14 protein-coding genes are annotated in these 20,349 nt (G+C 58.0%); 5 read left to right on the forward strand and 9 right to left on the reverse strand.

What is annotated here, in order from left to right; genetic code table 11:
• Window positions 1–5: 5 nt before the first annotated feature.
• From IH404_RS05495 to IH404_RS05530, 8 genes are all read right to left on the reverse strand, one after another.
• On the reverse strand, window positions 6–1,016 hold the full coding sequence (locus tag IH404_RS05495) for an ABC transporter permease subunit (protein WP_003171721.1): 1,011 nt from the start codon (window positions 1,014–1,016) through the stop codon (window positions 6–8).
• A 76-nt stretch (window positions 1,017–1,092) separates the two neighbouring features.
• Window positions 1,093–2,691 (reverse strand): ABC transporter substrate-binding protein, encoded by a 1,599-nt coding sequence (locus IH404_RS05500; RefSeq protein ID WP_005784742.1) that lies wholly within the window; start codon window positions 2,689–2,691, stop codon window positions 1,093–1,095.
• Between the two features lie 80 nt (window positions 2,692–2,771).
• On the reverse strand, window positions 2,772–4,166 hold the full coding sequence (locus IH404_RS05505) for an OprD family outer membrane porin (RefSeq protein ID WP_005784745.1): 1,395 nt from the start codon (window positions 4,164–4,166) through the stop codon (window positions 2,772–2,774).
• A gap of 171 nt (window positions 4,167–4,337) precedes the next feature.
• Window positions 4,338–5,942, reverse strand: a complete 1,605-nt coding sequence (locus tag IH404_RS05510) for an ABC transporter substrate-binding protein (protein ID WP_194440123.1) — start codon at window positions 5,940–5,942, stop codon at window positions 4,338–4,340.
• A 305-nt stretch (window positions 5,943–6,247) separates the two neighbouring features.
• Window positions 6,248–7,876 (reverse strand): ABC transporter substrate-binding protein, encoded by a 1,629-nt coding sequence (locus IH404_RS05515; protein ID WP_005784750.1) that lies wholly within the window; start codon window positions 7,874–7,876, stop codon window positions 6,248–6,250.
• 258 nt (window positions 7,877–8,134) lie between these two features.
• Window positions 8,135–9,736 (reverse strand): ABC transporter substrate-binding protein, encoded by a 1,602-nt coding sequence (locus IH404_RS05520; protein ID WP_005784751.1) that lies wholly within the window; start codon window positions 9,734–9,736, stop codon window positions 8,135–8,137.
• Window positions 9,737–9,852: 116 nt separating this feature from the next.
• Window positions 9,853–12,651, reverse strand: coding sequence for a hypothetical protein (locus IH404_RS05525; RefSeq protein WP_005784752.1), 2,799 nt, complete (start codon window positions 12,649–12,651; stop codon window positions 9,853–9,855).
• Window positions 12,652–13,001: 350 nt separating this feature from the next.
• Complete coding sequence (locus tag IH404_RS05530; RefSeq protein WP_005784754.1) at window positions 13,002–13,712, reverse strand: SIMPL domain-containing protein; 711 nt, start codon at window positions 13,710–13,712, stop codon at window positions 13,002–13,004.
• 205 nt (window positions 13,713–13,917) lie between these two features.
• Here IH404_RS05530 and IH404_RS05535 point away from each other — a divergent pair, with 205 nt between their 5' ends.
• The 3 genes from IH404_RS05535 (at window position 13,918) to IH404_RS05545 (ending at window position 17,557) form a co-directional block, all read left to right on the forward strand.
• The gene (locus IH404_RS05535; RefSeq protein ID WP_005784756.1) at window positions 13,918–15,180 is read left to right on the forward strand and encodes an ATP-binding protein; all 1,263 of its coding nucleotides are present in this window, start codon (window positions 13,918–13,920) and stop codon (window positions 15,178–15,180) included.
• Entirely contained in the window at window positions 15,173–15,733 is a 561-nt protein-coding gene (locus IH404_RS05540) for a response regulator transcription factor (protein ID WP_003171731.1), read from the forward strand. Before IH404_RS05535 ends, IH404_RS05540 begins: the two co-directional genes overlap by 8 nt.
• 99 nt (window positions 15,734–15,832) lie before the next feature.
• Entirely contained in the window at window positions 15,833–17,557 is a 1,725-nt protein-coding gene (locus IH404_RS05545) for an ABC transporter ATP-binding protein/permease (protein WP_005784761.1), read from the forward strand.
• Window positions 17,558–17,747: 190 nt separating this feature from the next.
• Here IH404_RS05545 and IH404_RS05550 read toward each other — a convergent pair whose 3' ends face one another.
• Complete coding sequence (locus IH404_RS05550; RefSeq protein WP_005784763.1) at window positions 17,748–18,185, reverse strand: DUF1043 family protein; 438 nt, start codon at window positions 18,183–18,185, stop codon at window positions 17,748–17,750.
• A 146-nt stretch (window positions 18,186–18,331) separates the two neighbouring features.
• On the opposite strand from IH404_RS05550, the gene IH404_RS05555 reads away from it, so the two are divergent.
• Together IH404_RS05555 and IH404_RS05560 are read left to right on the forward strand one after the other, a co-directional pair.
• The gene (locus IH404_RS05555; RefSeq protein ID WP_005784765.1) at window positions 18,332–18,961 is read left to right on the forward strand and encodes an alpha/beta fold hydrolase; all 630 of its coding nucleotides are present in this window, start codon (window positions 18,332–18,334) and stop codon (window positions 18,959–18,961) included.
• 16 nt (window positions 18,962–18,977) lie between these two features.
• Entirely contained in the window at window positions 18,978–20,333 is a 1,356-nt protein-coding gene (locus IH404_RS05560) for a tryptophan--tRNA ligase (protein ID WP_194440124.1), read from the forward strand.
• Window positions 20,334–20,349: the final 16 nt, after the last annotated feature.

A 20,349-nucleotide genomic window follows, 5' to 3' on the forward strand; every position in this document is an offset into this window, starting at 1 on the left:
TGATCTCAGCGCTGGTGACGGATGCGTGGGTTGGCGAAGCCGTAGAGGATATCCACCACGAAGTTCACCAGGATCACCAGGCAGGCGATCAGCAGAATGCCGTTTTGCACCACCGGGTAGTCCCGCGCGCCAATGGCTTCGATCAGCCATTTGCCGATGCCGGGCCACGAGAAGATGGTTTCGGTCAGTACCGCACCGGCCAGCAGCGTGCCGACTTGCAGTCCGACCACGGTCAGTACCGGGATCAGCGCGTTACGCAGGCCGTGAACGAATACCACGCGCGCCGGCGACAGGCCCTTGGCCTTGGCGGTGCGGATGTAGTCCTCGCGCAGTACTTCAAGCATCGAGGAGCGGGTCATCCGTGCGATCACAGCCAGCGGGATGGTACCCAGCACGATAGCCGGCAGGATCAGGTGGTGCAGGGCGTCCCAGAACGCGTCCGGCTCGTCGGCCAGCAGGGTGTCGATGAGCATGAAACCGGTGCGCGGCTCGATGTCGTAGAGCAGGTCGATACGCCCGGAAACCGGGGTCCAGCCCAGGCTTACCGAGAAGAACATGATCAGGATCAGGCCCCACCAGAAGATCGGCATCGAATAGCCCGCCAGGGAGATGCCCATCACCCCATGGTCGAACAGGGATCCTCGTTTGAGTGCCGCGATCACCCCGGCCAACAGGCCCAGGATACCGGCGAACAACAGGGCGGCCATGGACAGTTCCAGGGTCGCGGGGAAGAGGGCGGTGAACTCGGTCCACACGCTGGTGCGGGTGCGCAGCGATTCGCCAAGGTCGCCCTGGGCGAGCTTGCCGACGTAATCCAGGTATTGCGCATACAGCGGCTTGTTAAGGCCAAGGCGCTCCATTGCCTGGGCGTGCATTTCGGGGTCAACCCGCCGCTCGCCCATCATGACTTCTACGGGGTCGCCTGGAATCATGCGAATCAACGCAAAAGTCAGCAACGTGATGCCGAAGAACGTGGGGATCAATAACCCCAATCGGCGGGCAATAAAACTAAACATCTTGGTGTGTACCTCAATCAGCCGGTTAGGCAGGTTCGGCACCGTCAATGTCGACGGTGCCGAGCGTTTTTCTTATTTACTTCACCTGGGTGGTGGCGAAGTTATTTGTACCCAGAGGGCTTTGGGTGAAGCCCTCTACGTTCTTGCGCAGGGCGGTGAACAGTTTCGGGTAAGCCATGGGAAGCCAGGGTTGGTCTTTCTCGAACACATCCTGTGCTTGTTCATAGAGCGCGGCCCGTTCGGCCGGTTCCGCGACTGCACGGGCTTTGTCGATCAAGTCCTGAAACTCTTTGTTACACCAGCGGGCGTAGTTTTCGCCGTTTTTGGCTGCATCGCAACTCAGGTTTGGCGTCAGGAAGTTATCCGGGTCGCCGTTATCACCGACCCAGCCCGCCGAAACCATGTCGTGCTCGCCGTTTTTGGCACGCTTGAGCATCTCGCCCCATTCCATGACCTTGATATTGATCTTCAAGCCAATCTGGGCCAGGTCTGCTTGCATACGCTGGGCGCCGAGCATCGGGTTGGGGTTGGTCGGGCCGCCGCCGTTACGGGTGAACAGGGTGAATTCGGTGCCTTCCGGCACGCCGGCTTCCTTGAGCAGGGCACGGGCCTTGTCCAGGTCGCGCGCTGGGTTTTTCAGCTTTTCACTGAAACCCAGCAATGTCGGTGGATAAGGGCCGGTGCCCACGACTGCATTGCCTTTGCCGAACAGCGCTTCGGTATAGCCGGTCTTGTCGAACGCGATATTGATTGCATGACGTACCCGCGCATCGCTCATGTATTTGCGGGTGGTGTTCAATGCGGTATAGCTGGTGGTCATCGCCGCCAGTTCATCGACTTTCAGGTTCGGGTCTTTCTTGATGCTTGGGATGTCGTCCGGCTTGGGGAACAATGCGATCTGACATTCGTTGGCCTTGAGCTTCTGCAGGCGCACGTTGTTATCGACGGTGATTGCCAGAATCAGCGGATCGACCGCCGGCTTGCCGCGGAAGTAGTCGGGGTTGGCCTTGAAGCGTGCCTGGGCGTCTTTCTGATAACGGGTGAAGATGAACGGGCCAGTGCCGATGGGCTTGGCATTGAGGTCTTCGGTCTTGCCGGATTTGAGCAACTGGTCGGCGTATTCCTTCGAATGGATTGAAGAGAATGCCATGCCCAGGTCAGCCAGGAACGGAGCTTCAGGACGGGTCAGGGTAAAGACGACGGTATGATCGTCGATCTTCTCTACGCTCTTGAGCAGTTCCTTGAACCCCATGCTTTCGAAGTACGGGTAGCCCACGAGGGACTTTTTATGCCAAGGGTGATTCGGGTCCAGCTGGCGCTGGAAGCTCCAAAGCACGTCGTCGGCGTTCAGGTTGCGCGTGGGTTTGAAATAGTCGGTGGTGTGGAACTTGATATCGTCACGCAGGTGGAAGGTGTAGGTCAGGCCATCGGCACTGATTTCCGGCAGGTCTTTAGCCAGCGCAGGGACCACCTCGGTAGTACCGGGCTTGAAGTCCACCAGACGGTTGAACATGGTTTCAGCGGCGGCATCGGCGGTCACGGCGGTGGTGTACAGGACCGGGTCGAAACCTTCCGGGCTGGCTTCGGTGCACACCACCAGCGGTTTGGCCGAAACGCCGATCGCCACGCTCAACAGCGCGGCAGCCATGGCGGCTTGTAGCGGGAGCATTTTCATTCAGAGCCCTCTGCAATCGATGGAACCAGAAAAGCGTAGACGGCGAGCTCGTCCTGAGCCCGCCGTCTGCCTGGCGCTAATTAAAGGATGTTGAATGGGATGGTGGTGACCAGACGGAACTCTTTGATGCTGCCGTCGGATTGGAACTCGCTGCCACGGTGTTCAACGTAGGTGGCACGAATCGCGGTGGCCTTGAGCGGGCCGCTCTGGACCGCGTAGGAAGCGCCGATACCGTATTCCTGGTGCTTCTCGCCGTCCTGGGACTGGATGCCGTCGTAGGCGAACTTGGCCCGACCACCGTTGCCGGTGTAGTGGGTGCCGTCGATATCCCAGCCGCGCGCCGAGTAGGCGTTGAACTTCAGGCCCGGCACGCCGTATTCGGCCATGTTGATGGCGTAGGCGATCTGGAAGGACTTCTCGTTCGGGCCGTTGAAGTCCGAGGTCAGGGAGTTGGCCAGGTAGATGCCGTTGGTCTCGTGCAGGTAGTCGAAGTACTCGTTACCGTTCACTTGCTGGTAAGCGAAGGTCAGGCTATGCGCCTGGTGAGTCAGGCCCAGGGAAAGGGAGAAGGTATCGTTGTCGATTTCCCCCATCTCTTTTTTGCCTTCATCGACGGTTTTGTAGTAGTTGAAACCGGTGGTCAGGCCCAACTGCTGCGCGTCGCCCAGCTCGTGGGTGGCGCCGAAGTAGTACTGGTTCCAGAAGTCTTTCACGTTGGCGGCGAAGAAGCTGGTTTTCAGGCTTTTGAGCGGCTGGTAGTTCGCGCCCAGGGTATAGACTTTATCGGTTTCCGCGCCATTGCCGTATTCGGTACGGAATTTCGACAGGCTCTGTTCGCTACGTGGCGAAACGCGGTCAAACACGCCGCCCTGGAACGACAGGTTGCTGAACTCTTCGCTGTTGAAGCTCACACCCTGGAAGCTAGAAGGCAAGGCACGGTTGCCGATGGTGTCGACGATGCCGCTGCTGAAGTTCTGGCGACCGGCGGTCAAGGTGGTGTTGGACACGCGGAACTGTACGTTGGCCAGGCCCAGTTTGCTCCACTGGTCTACGGCGTCACCATTGGAGTCCGCCAGGGTACGGTTGGAGCCGCCCTTGATATCACGCTTGCTGCGGTCCAGTACCAGAGCGTTGTAAACCGCCACTTCGGTCTTGACGCCGACAGTGCCCTGGGTGAAACCCGAGCTGGCGTTGAGGATGGTGCCCTGTACCCAGTTGGTACGGTTACGGTCGGTCAGGGTCTGGCCATGCTTCTGGTACGCGAAGGTGCCCCCACGGTATTTGCTTTCATGGGAGTACCAGTTACGTGTGGTGCCGCCAAGGCTGAAGTCTTCAACGAAGCCTTTAGCCTCGCTTTGGGCGCTGGTGCCGGCCAAGGTGGTAGGAACGAAGTCCTGGCTTTGCGTTTCAGCATAGGCGGTTGCCGTGATGCTGCTGATGGCCAAGGCCAGAAGCGCTTTGCTGCTCAGTTTCATGGGTGAAGCTCCTTTGGTTCTCTTTTTTAATGCCGGTCTTTTTAGGTGAACCGGCTATTGGGTGTGGAACTCGTTCAAGCCTGTGCAAACGTTTGGCGTAGGAATTTTCCCAACAAAAGCCTGCGCGTTTGCCGGGAAGCGAACTTCGCTCCCCGTAATCCGGTTATTTTCTTATGGGGTAATGCTGACGCCCGAGAACACGTTGCGGCCGAAGGGGCTCACCTTGAAACCTTCGACTTTGGCGCTTAACGGCTGGTTGACCGTCGAGTGGGCGACTGGCGTGATCGGCACCTGCTGCTTGAGCAGTTGCTGCGCCTGTTTGTATAGAACAGTCCTTTGTTCGCGGTCGGTCACGACCTTGGCTTGCTTGATCAGCTTGTCGTACGCCGGGTCACACCACATGGAGTAGTTGTTCCCGCCGATGGCGTCGCAGCTGTAGAGGGTGCCCAACCAGTTGTCCGGATCACCGTTGTCGCCAGTCCAGCCAATCAGGCTGACATCGTGCTCACCGTTCTTGGTGCGCTTGATGTACTCGCCCCATTCGTAGCTGACGATTTTGACTTTCAGGCCGATCTTGGCCCAATCGTTCTGCAGCATCTCGGCCATCAGTTTGGCGTTGGGGTTGTACGGGCGCTGCACCGGCATCGCCCACAGGGTGATCTCGGTGCCTTCCTTGACGCCGGCGGCCTTGAGCAGCTCCTTGGCTTTTTCCGGGTTGTAGGCGGCGTCCTTGATGCTGTCATCGTAAGACCACTGCGTCGGTGGCATACCGTTGACCGCCAGTTGCCCGGCGCCCTGGTACACAGCGTTGAGGATGCTCTGCTTGTTCACCGCCATGTCCAGCGCCTGGCGCACTTCAAGCTGGTCGAACGGCTTGTGGCGCACGTTGTAGGCGATGTAGCCGAGGTTGAAGCCAGGCTTGGTCAGCAGTTGCAGGTTCGGGTCGGCCTTCAGCGCGTCTACATCGGCGGGGCGCGGATGCAGGGTGACCTGGCATTCGCCGGCCTTGAGCTTCTGCACCCGTACCGAGGCGTCGGTGTTGATGGCGAAGATCAGTTGGTCAAGTTTGACCCGGCTCGGGTCCCAATACTGTTTGTTGCCCACGTAACGGATCTGCGAGTCTTTCTGGTAACGCTGGAACACAAATGGGCCAGTGCCGATCGGCTTCTGGTTGATGTCGCTGGGCTTGCCTTGCTTGAGCAACTGCTCGGCGTATTCGGCGGACAGGATCGCAGCGAAACTCATGGCGATGTTCTGCACGAACGCGGCGTCGACCGTGTTCAAGGTCATCACCACGGTATGCGGGTCGGTTTTTTCGACCTTGGCGATATTCTTGTTCAGGCTCATCCCGTTGAAGTACGGAAACTCGGTAGGGTAGGCCTTGCGGAACGGATGCTCGGGGTCAAGCATGCGGTTGAAGGTGAACAGCACGTCGTCGGCGTTGAAGTCGCGCGTCGGCTTGAACTCCTTGTTGCTGTGGAACTTCACCCCTTCACGCAGGTGGAAGGTGTAGGTCAGGCCATCTGGCGAAATATCCCATTTGGTCGCCAGCCCAGGTACTACGTCGGTCGCGCCTTTTTCGAATTCAACCAGGCGATTGTACAAAGGCTCTGCCGCATCGTTGTCGGTGGCCGTGGTGTATTGCGCAGTGTCAAACCCTGCCGGGCTGCCTTCGGAGCAGAACACCAGGCTCTTCTTTTCGGCGGCCTGGCCCATCGTGGCCACGGCCAGCAGGCTGGTGGCAAACATCGCGGATAGAACAGTGGTATGGCGCATGACGATCCCGATCCTTGTTTGTAGTTATCAACAGCGAACCATCCCGCTGGCCACAGCCAGGGAGACATCACTGATCCCACGCACAGCAAGTGCCATTTCCCAGAGTGATGCCTCTGCTGTCCTACGACGTTATGGGACGTGGACCTTGCAGTAAATGCGCCAATTCTGACTGGACTTGTAGGTAACGGAGACATAAGGCGCAGTTCGTTGCTGTAGGACGGCAACGCTTGCAAATGTGGTCTGTTTCCTACGGCCCTGGCGGATGGAATAACGGCGACGTTGTGAAACGTCGCCGTTATTGATCCTTACTTGCCGCTTACGCTAACGCCGTAGAAGGAGTTCAAGCCAAATGGGCTGATCTTGAAGTCCTGTACGGTATTACGCATGGGTTGATACACCGTCGAGTGCGCGATAGGTGTCATCGGGACTGCATCTTTGAGGATATGTTGCGCCTGCTTGTACAGCTCGGTGCGTTTGGCGACATCCGATGTGGCCTTGGCTTCTTTCACGATGCCGTCGAATTTCTTGTCACACCACTTGGAGAAGTTGTTGCCCGACAGCGAGTCGCAGCCGAACAGCACGTTCAGCCAGTTGTCCGGGTCACCATTGTCGCCGCTCCAGCCAATGATCATGGCCTGGTTCTCGCCGCCTTTGGAACGCTTGATGTACTCGCCCCATTCGTAGCTGGTGATCTTGACCTTCAGACCGATCTTGGACCAGTCGTTCTGCAGCATCTCGGCCATCAGCTTGGCGTTCGGGTTGTACGGACGCTGAACCGGCATGGCCCACAGGACGATTTCGGTACCTTCCTTGACGCCGGCTTCCTTGAGCAGCGCCTTGGCTTTTTCAGGGTCGTACTTGGCGTCCTTGATGCTGGTGTCGTAGGACCATTGGGTCGGCGGCATGGCGTTGACGGCCAACTGACCGGCGCCCTGGTACACGGAGTCAATGATCTGCTGCTTGTTCACCGCCATGTCCAGCGCCTGGCGTACGCGCAGGTCAGCCAGCGGGTTAGGCTGGTCGCTGCCCTTGACCTTGTCCATCACGTTGTAGGCCACATAGCCCAGGTTGAAACCGGCCTGGTGCGGCAGTTTCAGGTCTTTGTCTTCGCCCAGCGCCTTGAGGTCGGCCGGACGTGGGAACAGAGTGATCTGGCATTCGTTTTTCTTGAGCTTCTGGATACGCACCGACGGGTCGGTGGTGATAGCGAAGATCAGGTTGTCGATCTTCACGTCTTCAGGTTTCCAGTAGTCCTTGTTGCCGGTGTAACGAATGTTCGAGTCTTTCTGGTAGCTCTTGAACACGAACGGGCCAGTGCCGACCGGCTTCTGGTTGATGTCGGCGGGTTTGCCTTCCTTCAACAATTGCGCGGCATATTCAGCGGACTGGATCGACGCGAAGCTCATGGCCAGGTTCTGGATGAAAGCCGCGTCCACGGTGCCAAGGGTGAACTTGACGGTGTGGTCGTCGACTTTCTCGATGTTCTTGATGTTGGTGTCCATCCCCATGTCCGTGAAGTACGGGAACTCAGTGGGGTAGGCCTTACGGAACGGATCGTCTTTGTTGATCATCCGGTTGAAGGTGAACAGTACGTCGTCGGCCGAGAATTCACGAGTAGGCTTGAAGTACGGGGTGGTGTGGAACTTGACGCCTTCGCGCAGGTGGAAGGTATACGTCAGGCCGTCCGGGGACACGTCCCAGCTGGTGGCCAGGCCAGGAACGACAGCGGTGCCGCCACGCTCGAACTGGCTCAGACGGTTGAACATGGTTTCGGCCGAGGCATCGAAGTCTGTTCCGGTGGTGTACTGGCCTGGGTCGAAACCGGCCGGGCTCCCTTCGGAGCAGAACACCAGGTTAGTTGCCGCCAGGGCTACGGGGGCTGCGGCCATCAGGCCGGCGCTCACTAATAACGGAAGGACTGCGTGTTTAAGCATGTTGGCCTCATGATTTGTTGTCATTTTTGGTGGTGAGGGCGACCTCGTGAGTCGGCCTGCGGATACTTATGCAGGCGCCATACCCAATGCAAGATGCTGAACGGTTACGAGCGGCAAACAGTGGTACGAACGTACAGGAATGTCGCAATTATGAAAGTTTTGCCATAAAAGCGTCGATTTGATGGTTTTTTTCGGTGCAATGTGCGCACCAAAAAAGCCCAGCCGAGGCGTCTAGCGCACTCGGTTGGGGCGTCGATGTTACTTATCTAGACTCACACCGTAGAAGGGCGTCAGTCCAAACGGGCTGATCTTGAAGTCGCGCACTTCCTTGCGCAGGGGCTGGAAAACCGTCGAGTTTGCAATAGGCGTTATAGGTACCTGTTCCTTAAGGATTTTCTGCGCCTGTTGATACCACTTGATACGCTGCTCGCGATCATTGCTGACCTTAGCTTGCTGCACCAGCTTGTCGTAGGCCGGGTTACACCATTTGGCATAGTTGCTGCCCTTGACTGCGGCACAACTGTAGAGCACGCCGAGCCAGTTGTCCGGGTCGCCGTTGTCGCCGGTCCAGCCGTAAATCATTGCGTCGTGTTCGCCATTTTTAGCGCGTTTGATGTACTCGCCCCACTCATAGCTGACGATGTTGGCTTTAATGCCGACCTTGGCCCAATCCTGTTGGATCATTTGTGCGGACATCCGCGCATTGGGGTTGGAGGCGCGTTGTACGGTCATCGCCCACAGATTGATGGTGGTACCTGGTGCAACCCCTGCTTCTTTTAGTAGCAACCGGGCTTTGGTCGGATCGTAGGGGGCATCCTTGATGCCGGGGTCATAAGACCACTGCGCCGGCGGTAACGCGTTCTGCGCCAATTGTCCGGCGCTCTGGTATACGGCCTTGATGATTGCCGGCTTGTCGATCGCCATGTCCAGCGCCTGGCGCACCTTGAGTTGGTCCAGCGGCGGGTGAGTCACGTTGTAGGCCAGGAAGCCCAGATTGAAACCCGCTTGTTGCAGCACGCGCAGATTGGGATCTTGCTTCATCACGTCGATATCGGCAGGACGTGGGTAACCGCTGACCTGGCATTCACCGGCCTTTAGTTTTTGCAGGCGCGCGGCGGCGTCCGGGGTGATCGCAAATACCAGGTTATCGAGCTTTACGTCCTCGGGCTTCCAGTACTGTGTGTTGGCCACATACCGGATCTGCGCGTCTTTCTGGTAACGCTTGAACACAAACGGCCCGGTGCCGATGGGCTTCTGATTGATCTGCTCGGCCTTGCCTTCTTTCAACAGCTGGGCGGCATATTCGGCCGATTGCACCGAGGCGAAACTCATCGCCAGGTTCTGTACGAATGAAGCATCGACATTGTTCAGGTTGAAACGCACGGTGTGTTCGTCGAGTTTGTCGACGCTCTTGATCGTGGCGTTCAAGCCCATGTCAGTGAAGTAGGGCGATTCGGAGGGGTAGGCCTTGCGAAACGGGCTGTCGGCATCGAGCAAGCGATTGAAGGTGAACAACACATCATCGGCGTTGAAGTCACGGGTCGGGGTGAAGAAGTCGGTGGTGTGGAACTTGACGCCATCGCGCAGGTGGAAGGTATACGTCAGGCCGTCCTTGGATACATCCCAGCTCGTGGCCAGACCCGGTTCTACCTCGGTGCCACCGCGCTTGAATTGGGTCAGGCGGTTGAACACGGTTTCGGCGGACGCGTCAAAATCGGTGCCGCTGGTGTACTGGCTGGGATCGAAGCCGGCGGGGCTGGCTTCGGAGCAGTAGACCAGGGTGGTTGCGGCCTGGGCCATCGGCATAACAGCCAGTAGGCTTGCGGCGAGGAGCAGTGGCTTGACGGCGATTCTTTCCATGGAGACCCCTGAAATGGCAGGCAGACCAAAGCTGCCTAAACGAAAACGGCGGTCACCGAGGTTACCGCCGTTCCGGTTACTCAGGTAGGGACATCTGCATCAAAGGGTGCCCTTGATTACTGAGGGAGATCATCGGGGATCGACACTTCCAGGTGAGTTGGAGCGTAATCGTCAATCGTGTAAAGGGCGCCGGACACATCATTGTTCTCGCCAATAGTGAAGGTTCTAACGGTGGTTGCCTCTAAATCCGGAATCACTTTTGGAACGTGATCGCTGACATCGCTTACAAACCACGTGGTGACGACTTTGACTCGGGCTTCATTGCGTGTCGGGTCGTATTCAATAAAGTAAGAAGCATTGCTTGCTGTGACGCCGTAACCGTCTTTCATGCTTTGGAGCAACTCCCAATGGGCGGGAAATACTGATCCTTGATGGGCGACCTCGGAGATACGGGATCGCAGTTCTGCATCGGGAATTGCCTTTTCGAATTGTTTGAGACGGTTCAGTCTCGTAGCCTCTGGCGTTTTTCCAACGGCATCCAGGGGCAATTCGATATCGCCGCCTTTTGAGCTTTTGATGACCGTGTAGTTGTTACGATTCAGGTCGGTAAGAAAGTGCTCTGAATAATTGGTCTCGCTCAGAGGCGAAGGAGCCGCTCGCTCCGAGGGCAACATTTCGAACTTCTCCCTGGGGGCCTCCCAGCCAATATTCAGCTTTCTTTTAACAACGCCGTTTTCTTCATAGCCGCGGGTCGATACGGCGTAAGGTTTGGTCTCATCCACTTTCATGAATTGGTCGAATCTGTCGGCTCGCGCCACGGCCTGTTGATCGACGTCGGCGAACAGGTCCGAAAAATGGGGGGTCAGATTTTCACTGGGTGTTGGCGATGGTGAACGCTGCCACGGCCACCTCACCCCCCCATTGGCTGCATTGCGAACCCAGTTTCCGTCACCGGCTGAATGCACGGTCAATACAATCTTTCCGGAGCGATCAATAATCTGCACGTAGTCATTGCTAGGTTTGAAGTTGCTTTTTATTTCATATACGCCAGGGACGCCTGTCCCATCGGTGTAGCGGATAAACCAGTGATCTTCGCCGGTGGCGGTGTTCTTGAGCTGATAGATGCCCTTCTGGTTGTGCGCGGCCTTTTCAATCAACTGCTCGCCGTCAGGGATGGCATGTTCGCTGATCATCCCCGCGTGGCTGGGCCGCAACGGGTTCACCTGGGGCGCCGAGTGATTTGCAACCGGGTTGGTATCACTCTCGCTCAACGCTTTTGGCGTGCGCACGAGTTCAAGATCGCTAGTGTCCTGACTGAATCGCCAGTTGTAGGGTTTTGCGCTGGGAGCGCCAGGTGTCAAAACCGCCTCCCCAAGTCCGGCTTCCAATCCAATGGGGGCAATCTCGTGCGCCAGTTGCAGGCTGGAAATTACCGCCGCGGCGTTACCTGCGACACGATCATCGGCCGTCTTGCCGTAGAGGCCATCGTGTACGCCGAAGACAATGTTGCCCACATTGCCTACGATCGGTAAGTAACCAAACGTGTTACCCCAAAACTCTTTGGCTGCTTTCCAACTTTGTTGGGAGGCGCCAAAGACCTCGGTTTGATCGGTCCAGCGTGCATTCTTGGCATTTATCGCCTGGTAGTGGGGGGCAATACCGTTTTTAAGGTCGCCAAATTTCAAGTAGTAATCGCTGTCTCGCGATTGTGTGTAATTGAATGTCTCCCGGACCGGTACGGCCTGATCTGTGAACGGACCTTTTCTTCCTGGAAACGTAGAATGGTTATCCTGAATCAATGCATCGAGTACATACCCGGCCCCTACCCAGTGAGCATCATGACCGCCTTGCCTGTCACGAGCGTTGAAGCGGCTAACTAATTGAGCCTGATTGTTTTTAGCCCAACTGGCAAAGTCGTCATCACCGTGTATTTCACGGGCGGAGCCATTCTTTAAGTCAATCATCAGTCCCTTATTCGGGCGGTGGTCATAATCACCGTGATAGTTGATATAAGGAATAAATGCATAACCCTCTAAGGGATAACCATATATGTTGGGGATTACCGCGTTTCCGTCTTCTTCAAGTGTGCGGACAATGGCGGCTCGCGCAGCGGGGGTTAGGTGTTTGTTACTGGAATTGTCGTCATGCAGACTTTGTAGTATTCCTCGCAACACATAGGCATCCGCTTTGCCCGATCGCTTCGCCAGTTGCCCCGAGGCGTCGCGCATGGGCGCCGCTATTTCATTTTCCCAATGGCCTTGGAGCTGGCTGCCCAAGGAATCCAGTTCGTGAAGCTTGTTTTTATCTTGCGGGTTGATGTGCATGTCCTGGAAGTTCAACGGGCCGCCCCTTGACACCTGGTCGTGCGCAAGAGCGCCGGCTGCAATCTCCCATGCAAAATAGGTGCGTACCTCTTTGTTGGTTTCCTCCTTGGGCTTGCCCATTCCTACATAGGAGTGGAAGGTCACCGAGATTTTTTCATGGGGATCGTAGCCGGCTGCTAGCAACCCGCCGCTGAAGTAACCTGCGGGTTCTAGAAACGGGCGAGTTTGCTGGAAGCTGATATTGCGTTCTGCGTCGCTGCCATTTTCGATGTGTTGAATGTGCGCGACGACTCGACCGGTATAGGCATCGATACGATGCATTCGCTCTTGCTGTGTATAACCCGCGGTTGGCGGAATAACGTTGACTGACCCATAGATGATGCTTTTGGAGGTATCGAGTTCATGGGCGGGTGTAGGCATGGGAAACGGGGGGTGGTCGAGCAATTTTTTTGGATGTTTTGAAGAGGTTTGTTCTGCCTGCTGCCGGGTTTGCGTTGCGGGTAAATCATCAAGCGCTCGACGCTGGCGATCATGTGTGGGAGGGAAAGAGGGAACGACGAGTGTGGGAGCGAGAGACGGCGTTATATTCATTATCGACTCACATTAATTATTGGGTAAATAACTGCCGTTCATCGAGAAACAAAGAAATCGATATGTGTAATATTCTGTTGTCAGTACGTCCGTGTGTGGCAATTAACCTGTTCGATGTTCTGATTCAAGATGATGTGCATGGCAACCCTGGGTGGAAAGTTGAGTGCCGTAAGTTCCAGGCCTGCATTCGCAATGTTTGACGAGTGGTGTCGTGAGGGCGAGGTTTAGATAGATTGGAGTAAGGCTGTAGTATCAAGTTACTTGGTGTGTGGTAGCGGTCTGAGTGTTCCGTGGGCGGCAACACCACTGCGTAACCGGTGAAGGTTACGCAGTGGTGTTCTCGCGAAGACTTACGGTAAAACTTCGATCACTCCATCGGCGCTCATGCTCACTTGGCTGGTGCCCGCTTCAACGTCTGGCGTCGGTGCAGAATCTGCCATGGCCGCCTTCATCATCATCCCGCCGCGAGCAAAAGGCATCGGGTAACCATTGGTGTTGAAGTTCAGGTTGACGATCTTGTAACCCTTGCCGCCCAGTGCATCGGTAGCCAGTTGCGCACGGGCCTTGAACGCAGTAACCGCGTCCTTGAGCAACGCATCTTCGCTGGCCTTGCGCGTGGCATCGGCGATGGCGAAGTCCATGTTTTCCATTTTCAGCGTGTTCAACAGCTCGCCGGTGAGCTTGGACAGCGCCGGGAAGTCCGCGCTTTCCAGGCGCAGTTCGGCGCGCTCACGCCAGCCGGTGATCTTCTGGTTCTTGTTGTCGTAGATCGGGTAGCTGTTACGACTGCCCTGGCGCAGGGTCACGCCTTTGACTTCGCGGGCCTGGCCTAAGGCCGTGTTCATGGTGGTGGTGATTTCAGCGGCAAGCTTGGCCGGGTCGGCGTTTTGCGACTCGGTATAGAGGGTGACGATCATCTTGTCGCGGGCCACTTCCTGGCTGACTTCGGCGCGCAGGGAGATCTGGTTGTAGTTCAGTGCATCGGCGGCCATGGCCGGCAGGCTGGCAATGGCGCTGGCGCTGAGAGTGATGATGGCTGCACTGCGAATGAAACGAGACATGGAAGCTCCTTGAAGTAGTCGTGCTCGGTAAGACTGTAGACGCTGGCACCGGGTTCTTCGGGTTTACACATTACCTACAAGTTATGCGGGCGCCGACGAACGGTCATTTAGCCGGCCTGCGTCAAAGAGCCACACGCGCCGTGCCAGCCGGTCTGCTTCGTTTATACTCGTGCCGATCCGCCTGCAGCGCTCATCGGGAGAGCTCATGCTCGCCGCCGTAAAACTGACTTCCGCCACTCGCCAGAACCTCTGGCGCCTGACGTTCATTCGCACCCTGGTATTGGCCGCACAGGCCGGTTCCGTCGGGCTTGCCTATTGGTTCGACCTGCTGCCGCTGCCCTGGCTGCAACTGGCTGTGACCCTGGGTTTTTCCACCGTGTTGTGTGCATTTACCGCCATACGGCTGCGCACCACCTGGCCGGTGACCGAGTTGGAATATGCCCTGCAATTGGCTTGCGACCTGTTTATCCACAGCGTGTTGCTGTATTTCTCCGGTGGGTCCACCAACCCGTTCGTTTCGTATTACCTGGTGCCACTGACCATCGCTGCGGTGACGTTGCCATGGCGCTACTCGGTGGTGCTTTCGGGGATCGCGCTGACGCTGTACACCCTGTTGCTGGCTCAGTTCTACCCGTTGCAGACCTTCCCTATCGCCCGGGAAAACCTGCAAATCTACGGGATGTGGTTGAGTTTTGCCCTGTCTGCCGCCGTCATTACCTTTTTCGCCGCACGTATGGCCGAAGAGCTGCGTCGCCAGGAAGAGCTGCGCGCCATTCGCCGCGAAGAAGGGCTGCGCGACCAGCAATTGCTGGCCGTCGCCACCCAGGCTGCCGGTGCCGCCCATGAGTTGGGCACGCCGTTGGCGACCATGAGCGTGCTGCTCAAGGAAATGACCCAGGACCATCACGACCCCGCGCTGCAAGACGACTTGAGTGTGCTGCAGGAGCAGGTCAAGCAATGCAAGCTGACGCTGCAGCAACTGGTGCGTGCTGCCGAAGCCAACCGCCGCCTGGCAGTTGAGATGCAGGACGTGACCCAATGGCTCGATGAAGCCCTGAACCGTTGGCACCTGATGCGTCCCGAAGCCAGTTACCGCTTTAACCTGCTGGGCCAAGGCAACGTACCGCGCCTGGCGCCACCGCCGGACCTGACCCAGGCGCTGCTCAACTTGCTGAACAACGCCGCTGACGCCTGCCCTGAAGGGCTCGGCGTACAGTTGGACTGGGACGCCGAAAACATCACCATCAGCATTCGTGACCACGGCGCGGGCGTGCCGCTGGCCATTGCCGAGCAGATCGGCAAACCTTTCTTTACCACCAAGGGCAAAGGCTTCGGCCTGGGCCTGTTTTTGAGCAAGGCCAGCGTGACCCGCGCGGGCGGCTCAGTGAAGCTCTATAGTCATGAGGAAGGTGGCACGCTCACCGAGCTGCGCCTGCCCCGTGTCGCACGAGGAGATATCGATGAGTGACGAGATCCAAGTCGAAGGCGAAGAACTGCCGCACCTGTTGCTGGTAGATGACGATGCTACCTTTACCCGCGTGATGGCGCGCGCCATGAGCCGTCGCGGTTTTCGCGTCAGCACCGCAGGGTCTGCCGAAGAAGGCCTGACCATCGCCCAGGCCGACCTGCCCGACTACGCCGCCCTCGACCTGAAAATGGACGGCGACTCCGGCCTGGTGCTGCTGCCCAAGCTGCTGGAGCTCGACCCGGAAATGCGCGTGGTGATCCTCACCGGTTACTCCAGCATCGCCACCGCTGTCGAGGCGATCAAGCGCGGCGCCTGCAACTACCTTTGCAAGCCGGCGGACGCTGACGACGTGCTGGCCGCTCTGCTTTCCGAGCACGCCGACCTTGACACCCTGGTACCGGAAAACCCGATGTCGGTGGACCGCCTGCAATGGGAGCATATCCAGCGCGTGCTGACCGAGCACGAAGGCAATATCTCCGCCACTGCCCGTGCTTTGGGCATGCACCGCCGTACCTTGCAGCGCAAGTTGCAGAAGCGCCCGGTACGACGCTGAACGGCGACTGAACAACCTGCTTCAGGCTGCACGGATGCACGAACCGATCACCTATGATCGGTTCAAACGCCTGTGATGTTTTCCTACCGAGCCTGAACAATGAATCAGAACGCTGAATATTGCGCGGTCAACGATGCGGTGCGTGGGCAATTCTTCCGCCGAACCTGGGCCATGATCACGCCTTATTGGCGCAGCGAAGAGAAGGGCAGGGCCTGGCTGTTGCTGGCTGCAGTGATTGGCCTGTCGCTGTTCAGCGTGGCGATTTCCGTGTGGATCAATCACTGGTACAAGGATTTCTACAACGCCCTGGAGAAGAAGGACACCGCCGCCTTCTGGCAACTGATAGGTTATTTCGGCGGCATTGCGGCGGTGGCGATTCTCGGCGCGGTCTACCGTCTCTATCTGACCCAGATGCTGACGATCCGCTGGCGCGCCTGGCTCACCGAACAACACTTCACCCGGTGGCTGGCCCACAAGAATTACTACCAGCTGGAACAGGGTGGTTATACCGACAACCCAGATCAGCGGATTTCCGAAGACCTCAACAACTTCACCTCCGGCACCTTGAGCCTCGGCCTTGGGTTACTGCGTAATGTGGTCAGCCTGGTGTCGTTCTCGATCATCCTGTGGGGCGTATCGGGCAGCATCGAAGTGTTTGGCATCACCATCCCCGGCTATATGTTCTGGTGCGCGTTGCTGTACGCCGCCGTGGGCAGTTGGCTGACGCACCTGATCGGCCGCCGCTTGATCGGCCTGAGCAACCAGCAGCAACGCTTCGAGGCAGACTTGCGTTTTTCCATGGTGCGGGTGCGTGAGAATGCAGAGAGCATTGCCCTGTACAACGGCGAGCCGAATGAAAGGCAGCGCCTGAGTACGCGCTTCGGCAAGGTCTGGCACAACTTCTGGGACATCATGAAAGTGTCCAAGCGCCTGACCTTTTTCACCGCCGGCTACAGCCAGATTGCGATCATCTTCCCGTTTATCGTGGCCGCGCCGCGCTACTTCAGCGGCAAGATCGAGCTGGGCGAGCTGATGCAAATCAACTCGGCATTTGGCAACGTGCAGGAAAACTTCAGCTGGTTTATCAACGCCTACTCGGAACTGGCGACATGGCGCGCCACCAGTGATCGTCTGCTGAGTTTCCAGCAAGCCATGAGCGACAACGAGCAGCGAGCCCCGGCCATCGATGTACGCCCTGACGGCGAGCGCCTGGAGATCACGGATCTGGGCATGGACCTGGCCGACGGCCGTCACCTGCTCACCGACGCCGACATGACCGTGGAGCCTGGTCAGCGCGTGATGCTCAGCGGGCGTTCCGGTAGCGGCAAGAGCACCTTGCTGCGGGCGATGGGCCATCTTTGGCCCGCAGGTCATGGCAGCATTCGGTTGCCGGCGACGCGCTACCTGTTCCTGCCGCAGAAGCCTTACCTGCCGATTGGTACGCTCAAGGCGGTGCTGAGTTATCCACAAGACGACAGCGTCTATCCGGCAGAACGTTATGCACAGGTCCTGCAAACCTGCCGCCTGCCGCACCTGGTCAATCGCCTGGATGAAGCCAACCACTGGCAACGCATGCTTTCGCCGGGTGAGCAACAGCGCCTGGCCTTTGCCCGTGCGTTGTTGTTCGCACCGCAGTGGCTGTATATGGATGAAGCGACCTCGGCGATGGATGAAGAAGATGAGGCAACCTTGTACCAGGCATTGATCGATGAATTGCCGGGATTGAGCATCGTCAGCGTCGGCCACCGCAGCAGCCTCAAGCGTTTCCATGGGCGGCATGTGCGCATCGAGGGTGGGCGGTTGCAGGAGCAACAGCTTACTTAAGCTCACGCTCGGTAAGTGTGGGAGGGGGCTTGCTCCCGAGGGCGGCCTGTCAGTAACAGATGCATTGGCTGATCCACCGCTATCGGGAGCAAGCCCCCTCCCACATTGATCTGCATTGTTCTTGAAGTGGCGCCCAAAAAAAGCCCGGCTGATCATCGATCAGCCGGGCTTTTTGTTGCTTGAGGACGACTTACTTCTTCAAGCCGTAATGCTCATCCAGCATCCCTGGGGCGTTCGGCGTCTTTGGCGCGTAGTCCCGTGGTGGCTCCTGGTTTTCCCGTGGCGGGGTCAGGCGTTCCCGTGGGGTTTGCGGTGCATCGGAATGCAGCGCAGCCAGCAGGCGCTGGCGGGTGATGTCGTCGAGGGCCAGGCGATTAGCGCCTTCGGCGAGGTGATCCTGTACTTCCTGGTAGCTCTGGGTGAGCTTCTTGACCAGGGTCGCGGTGCTGTTGAAGTGGGTAACAACCTCGTTCTGATAACTGTCAAAACGTTCCTGAATGTCATCCAGCTGACGCTGCGTGCGGTTAGGCGCGGCATTCGGCAGCAGGCGGGCAACCAGGAATCCAATGGCGACACCGGCAACCAGGGCAAGAGTCGGCAACAACCAAACTAAGAGCGAGTGTTCCACGAGTCCTTCCTCTATAAACGGCTTTGCTTTACGTTAACGGCTCAAACCTGCGCTGTATACCGCGATTAAGCTCGCAATGATGCCATGCACAGACTTTTAGCTAGACGAGTCGACCCCTTGAGAGGTCACGGAGTTCATCCTTGCTCATGCGTGAAACCCCCGTTTTGATCGATGGCCCGGTGGGCCAATTGGAAGCCTTGTACCTGGATCACCCCGAACCACGTGGCCTGGCGCTGATCTGCCACCCTAACCCGGTGCAGGGTGGGACCATGCTCAATAAAGTGGTGTCGACCCTGCAACGCACTGCGCGCGATGCCGGTTTGATTACTTTGCGTTTCAATTATCGTGGCGTCGGTGCCAGCGCCGGTACACACGATATGGCCAGTGGTGAGGTCGACGATGCCGAAGCGGCCGTCACCTGGCTGCGGGCAAAACATCCCGAACTGCCGATCACCTTGTTGGGTTTTTCCTTCGGTGGCTATGTCGCGGCCAGTCTCGGCGGCCGTCTGGAGGCCAAGGGTGAAAAGCTTGCGCACCTGTTTATGGTGGCTGCCGCCGTGATGCGCCTTGGCGATGCAGATGTGTTGCCCCAAGGCTGCCCGTTGACCCTGATCCAACCGGAAAGCGATGAAGTGGTCGACCCGCAACTGGTCTACGACTGGTCCGCCGCCCTGAAACGCCCCCATGAGTTGCTGAAAGTGGCAGAATGCGGACACTTTTTTCATGGCAAGCTGACCGATCTCAAGGATCTGGTGCTGCCACGCCTTTCGAATTGATGACAAGCGATCACCCATGACGACCCGTACCCGAATCCTCACCGGCATTACCACCACCGGCACGCCGCACCTGGGCAACTACGCCGGTGCGATCCGCCCGGCGATCCTCGCCAGCGAAGACGCGAATGCCGACTCCTTCTACTTCCTGGCCGACTACCACGCGCTGATCAAGTGCGACGACCCGCAGCGCATCCAGCGCTCGCGCATGGAAATCGCCGCGACCTGGCTGGCCGGTGGCCTGGATGTGAACCGTGTGACCTTCTATCGCCAGTCGGACATCCCGGAGATTCCCGAGCTGACCTGGCTGCTGACCTGCGTTGCCGCCAAGGGCCTGCTCAACCGCGCCCATGCGTACAAGGCGTCGGTGGACAAGAACGTGGAAAACGGCGAAGACCCGGATGCGGGCATCAGCATGGGCCTGTACAGCTACCCGGTGCTGATGGCCGCTGACATCCTGATGTTCAACGCGCACAAGGTGCCAGTTGGTCGCGACCAGATCCAGCACGTGGAAATGGCTCGCGACATCGGCCAGCGTTTCAACCACTTGTTCGGCAACGGTAAAGAGTTCTTCACCATGCCCGAGGCGCTGATCGAAGAAAGCGTCGCCACCTTGCCGGGCCTGGATGGCCGCAAGATGTCCAAGAGCTACGACAACACCATCCCGTTGTTCACCAGCGCCAAGGACATGAAAGACGCGATCTCGCGGATCGTGACCGACTCGCGTGCGCCGGGCGAAGCCAAGGACCCGGACAATTCGCACCTGTTCACCCTGTACCAGGCGTTCGCGACCAAGGCGCAGGAAGAAGAATTCCGTGGTGAGCTGCTGCAAGGCCTGGGCTGGGGCGAGGCGAAGAATCGTCTGTTCCAGCTGCTCGACGGCCAACTTGGTGAAGCGCGCGAGCGTTACCACCAACTGATGTCGCGCCCCTCCGATATGGAAGACCTGCTGCTGGTCGGAGCCAAGAAAGCCCGTGCCGTGGCCGCGCCATTCCTCGCCGAACTGCGTGAAGCAGTGGGCCTGCGTTCGTTCGTCAACCAGGCTGCGGCGCCGGCTGCCACCAAGAAAAAAGCGGCGAAGGCTGCGCGTTTTGTGAGTTTTCGTGAAGACGATGGCAGCTTCCGCTTTCGCCTGCTGGCCGCTGATGGTGAGCAACTGCTGCTATCGCGCAACTTTACCGATGGCAAAGCGGCTGGCGCTGTGACCAAACAATTGCAAAGTGGTGATGCGCTGGACGTGCGTGCGCAGGCTCTGAGCTTCAGCGTATGGCTGGACGGCGCCGCCGTGGCTGACAGTGCCGAGTACGCCGATCAAGCATCGCGTGACGCGGCCATCGAAGCCTTGCGCGCTGCGTTGACTCCAATCGAGGATTAACCCGACCAAGGGTTGA

The sequence above is a fragment of the Pseudomonas sp. OST1909 genome, from assembly GCF_015277575.1.
Classification (GTDB): Bacteria; Pseudomonadota; Gammaproteobacteria; order Pseudomonadales; family Pseudomonadaceae; genus Aquipseudomonas; species Aquipseudomonas synxantha_A.

Excerpts from the sequence above, each read along its gene's own strand:
- IH404_RS05510 (WP_194440123.1), bottom strand. The coding sequence starts at position 5,942 with ATGCGCCATACCACTGTTCTATCCGCGATGTTTGCCACCAGCCTGCTG.
- IH404_RS05505 (WP_005784745.1), bottom strand. The coding sequence starts at position 4,166 with ATGAAACTGAGCAGCAAAGCGCTTCTGGCCTTGGCCATCAGCAGCATC.
- IH404_RS05540 (WP_003171731.1), top strand. The coding sequence starts at position 15,173 with ATGAGTGACGAGATCCAAGTCGAAGGCGAAGAACTGCCGCACCTGTTG.
- IH404_RS05560 (WP_194440124.1), top strand. The coding sequence starts at position 18,978 with ATGACGACCCGTACCCGAATCCTCACCGGCATTACCACCACCGGCACG.
- IH404_RS05495 (WP_003171721.1), bottom strand. The coding sequence starts at position 1,016 with ATGTTTAGTTTTATTGCCCGCCGATTGGGGTTATTGATCCCCACGTTC.
- IH404_RS05535 (WP_005784756.1), top strand. The coding sequence starts at position 13,918 with ATGCTCGCCGCCGTAAAACTGACTTCCGCCACTCGCCAGAACCTCTGG.
- IH404_RS05500 (WP_005784742.1), bottom strand. The coding sequence starts at position 2,691 with ATGAAAATGCTCCCGCTACAAGCCGCCATGGCTGCCGCGCTGTTGAGC.
- IH404_RS05525 (WP_005784752.1), bottom strand. The coding sequence starts at position 12,651 with ATGAATATAACGCCGTCTCTCGCTCCCACACTCGTCGTTCCCTCTTTC.
- IH404_RS05555 (WP_005784765.1), top strand. The coding sequence starts at position 18,332 with ATGCGTGAAACCCCCGTTTTGATCGATGGCCCGGTGGGCCAATTGGAA.
- IH404_RS05515 (WP_005784750.1), bottom strand. The coding sequence starts at position 7,876 with ATGCTTAAACACGCAGTCCTTCCGTTATTAGTGAGCGCCGGCCTGATG.
- IH404_RS05530 (WP_005784754.1), bottom strand. The coding sequence starts at position 13,712 with ATGTCTCGTTTCATTCGCAGTGCAGCCATCATCACTCTCAGCGCCAGC.
- IH404_RS05545 (WP_005784761.1), top strand. The coding sequence starts at position 15,833 with ATGAATCAGAACGCTGAATATTGCGCGGTCAACGATGCGGTGCGTGGG.
- IH404_RS05520 (WP_005784751.1), bottom strand. The coding sequence starts at position 9,736 with ATGGAAAGAATCGCCGTCAAGCCACTGCTCCTCGCCGCAAGCCTACTG.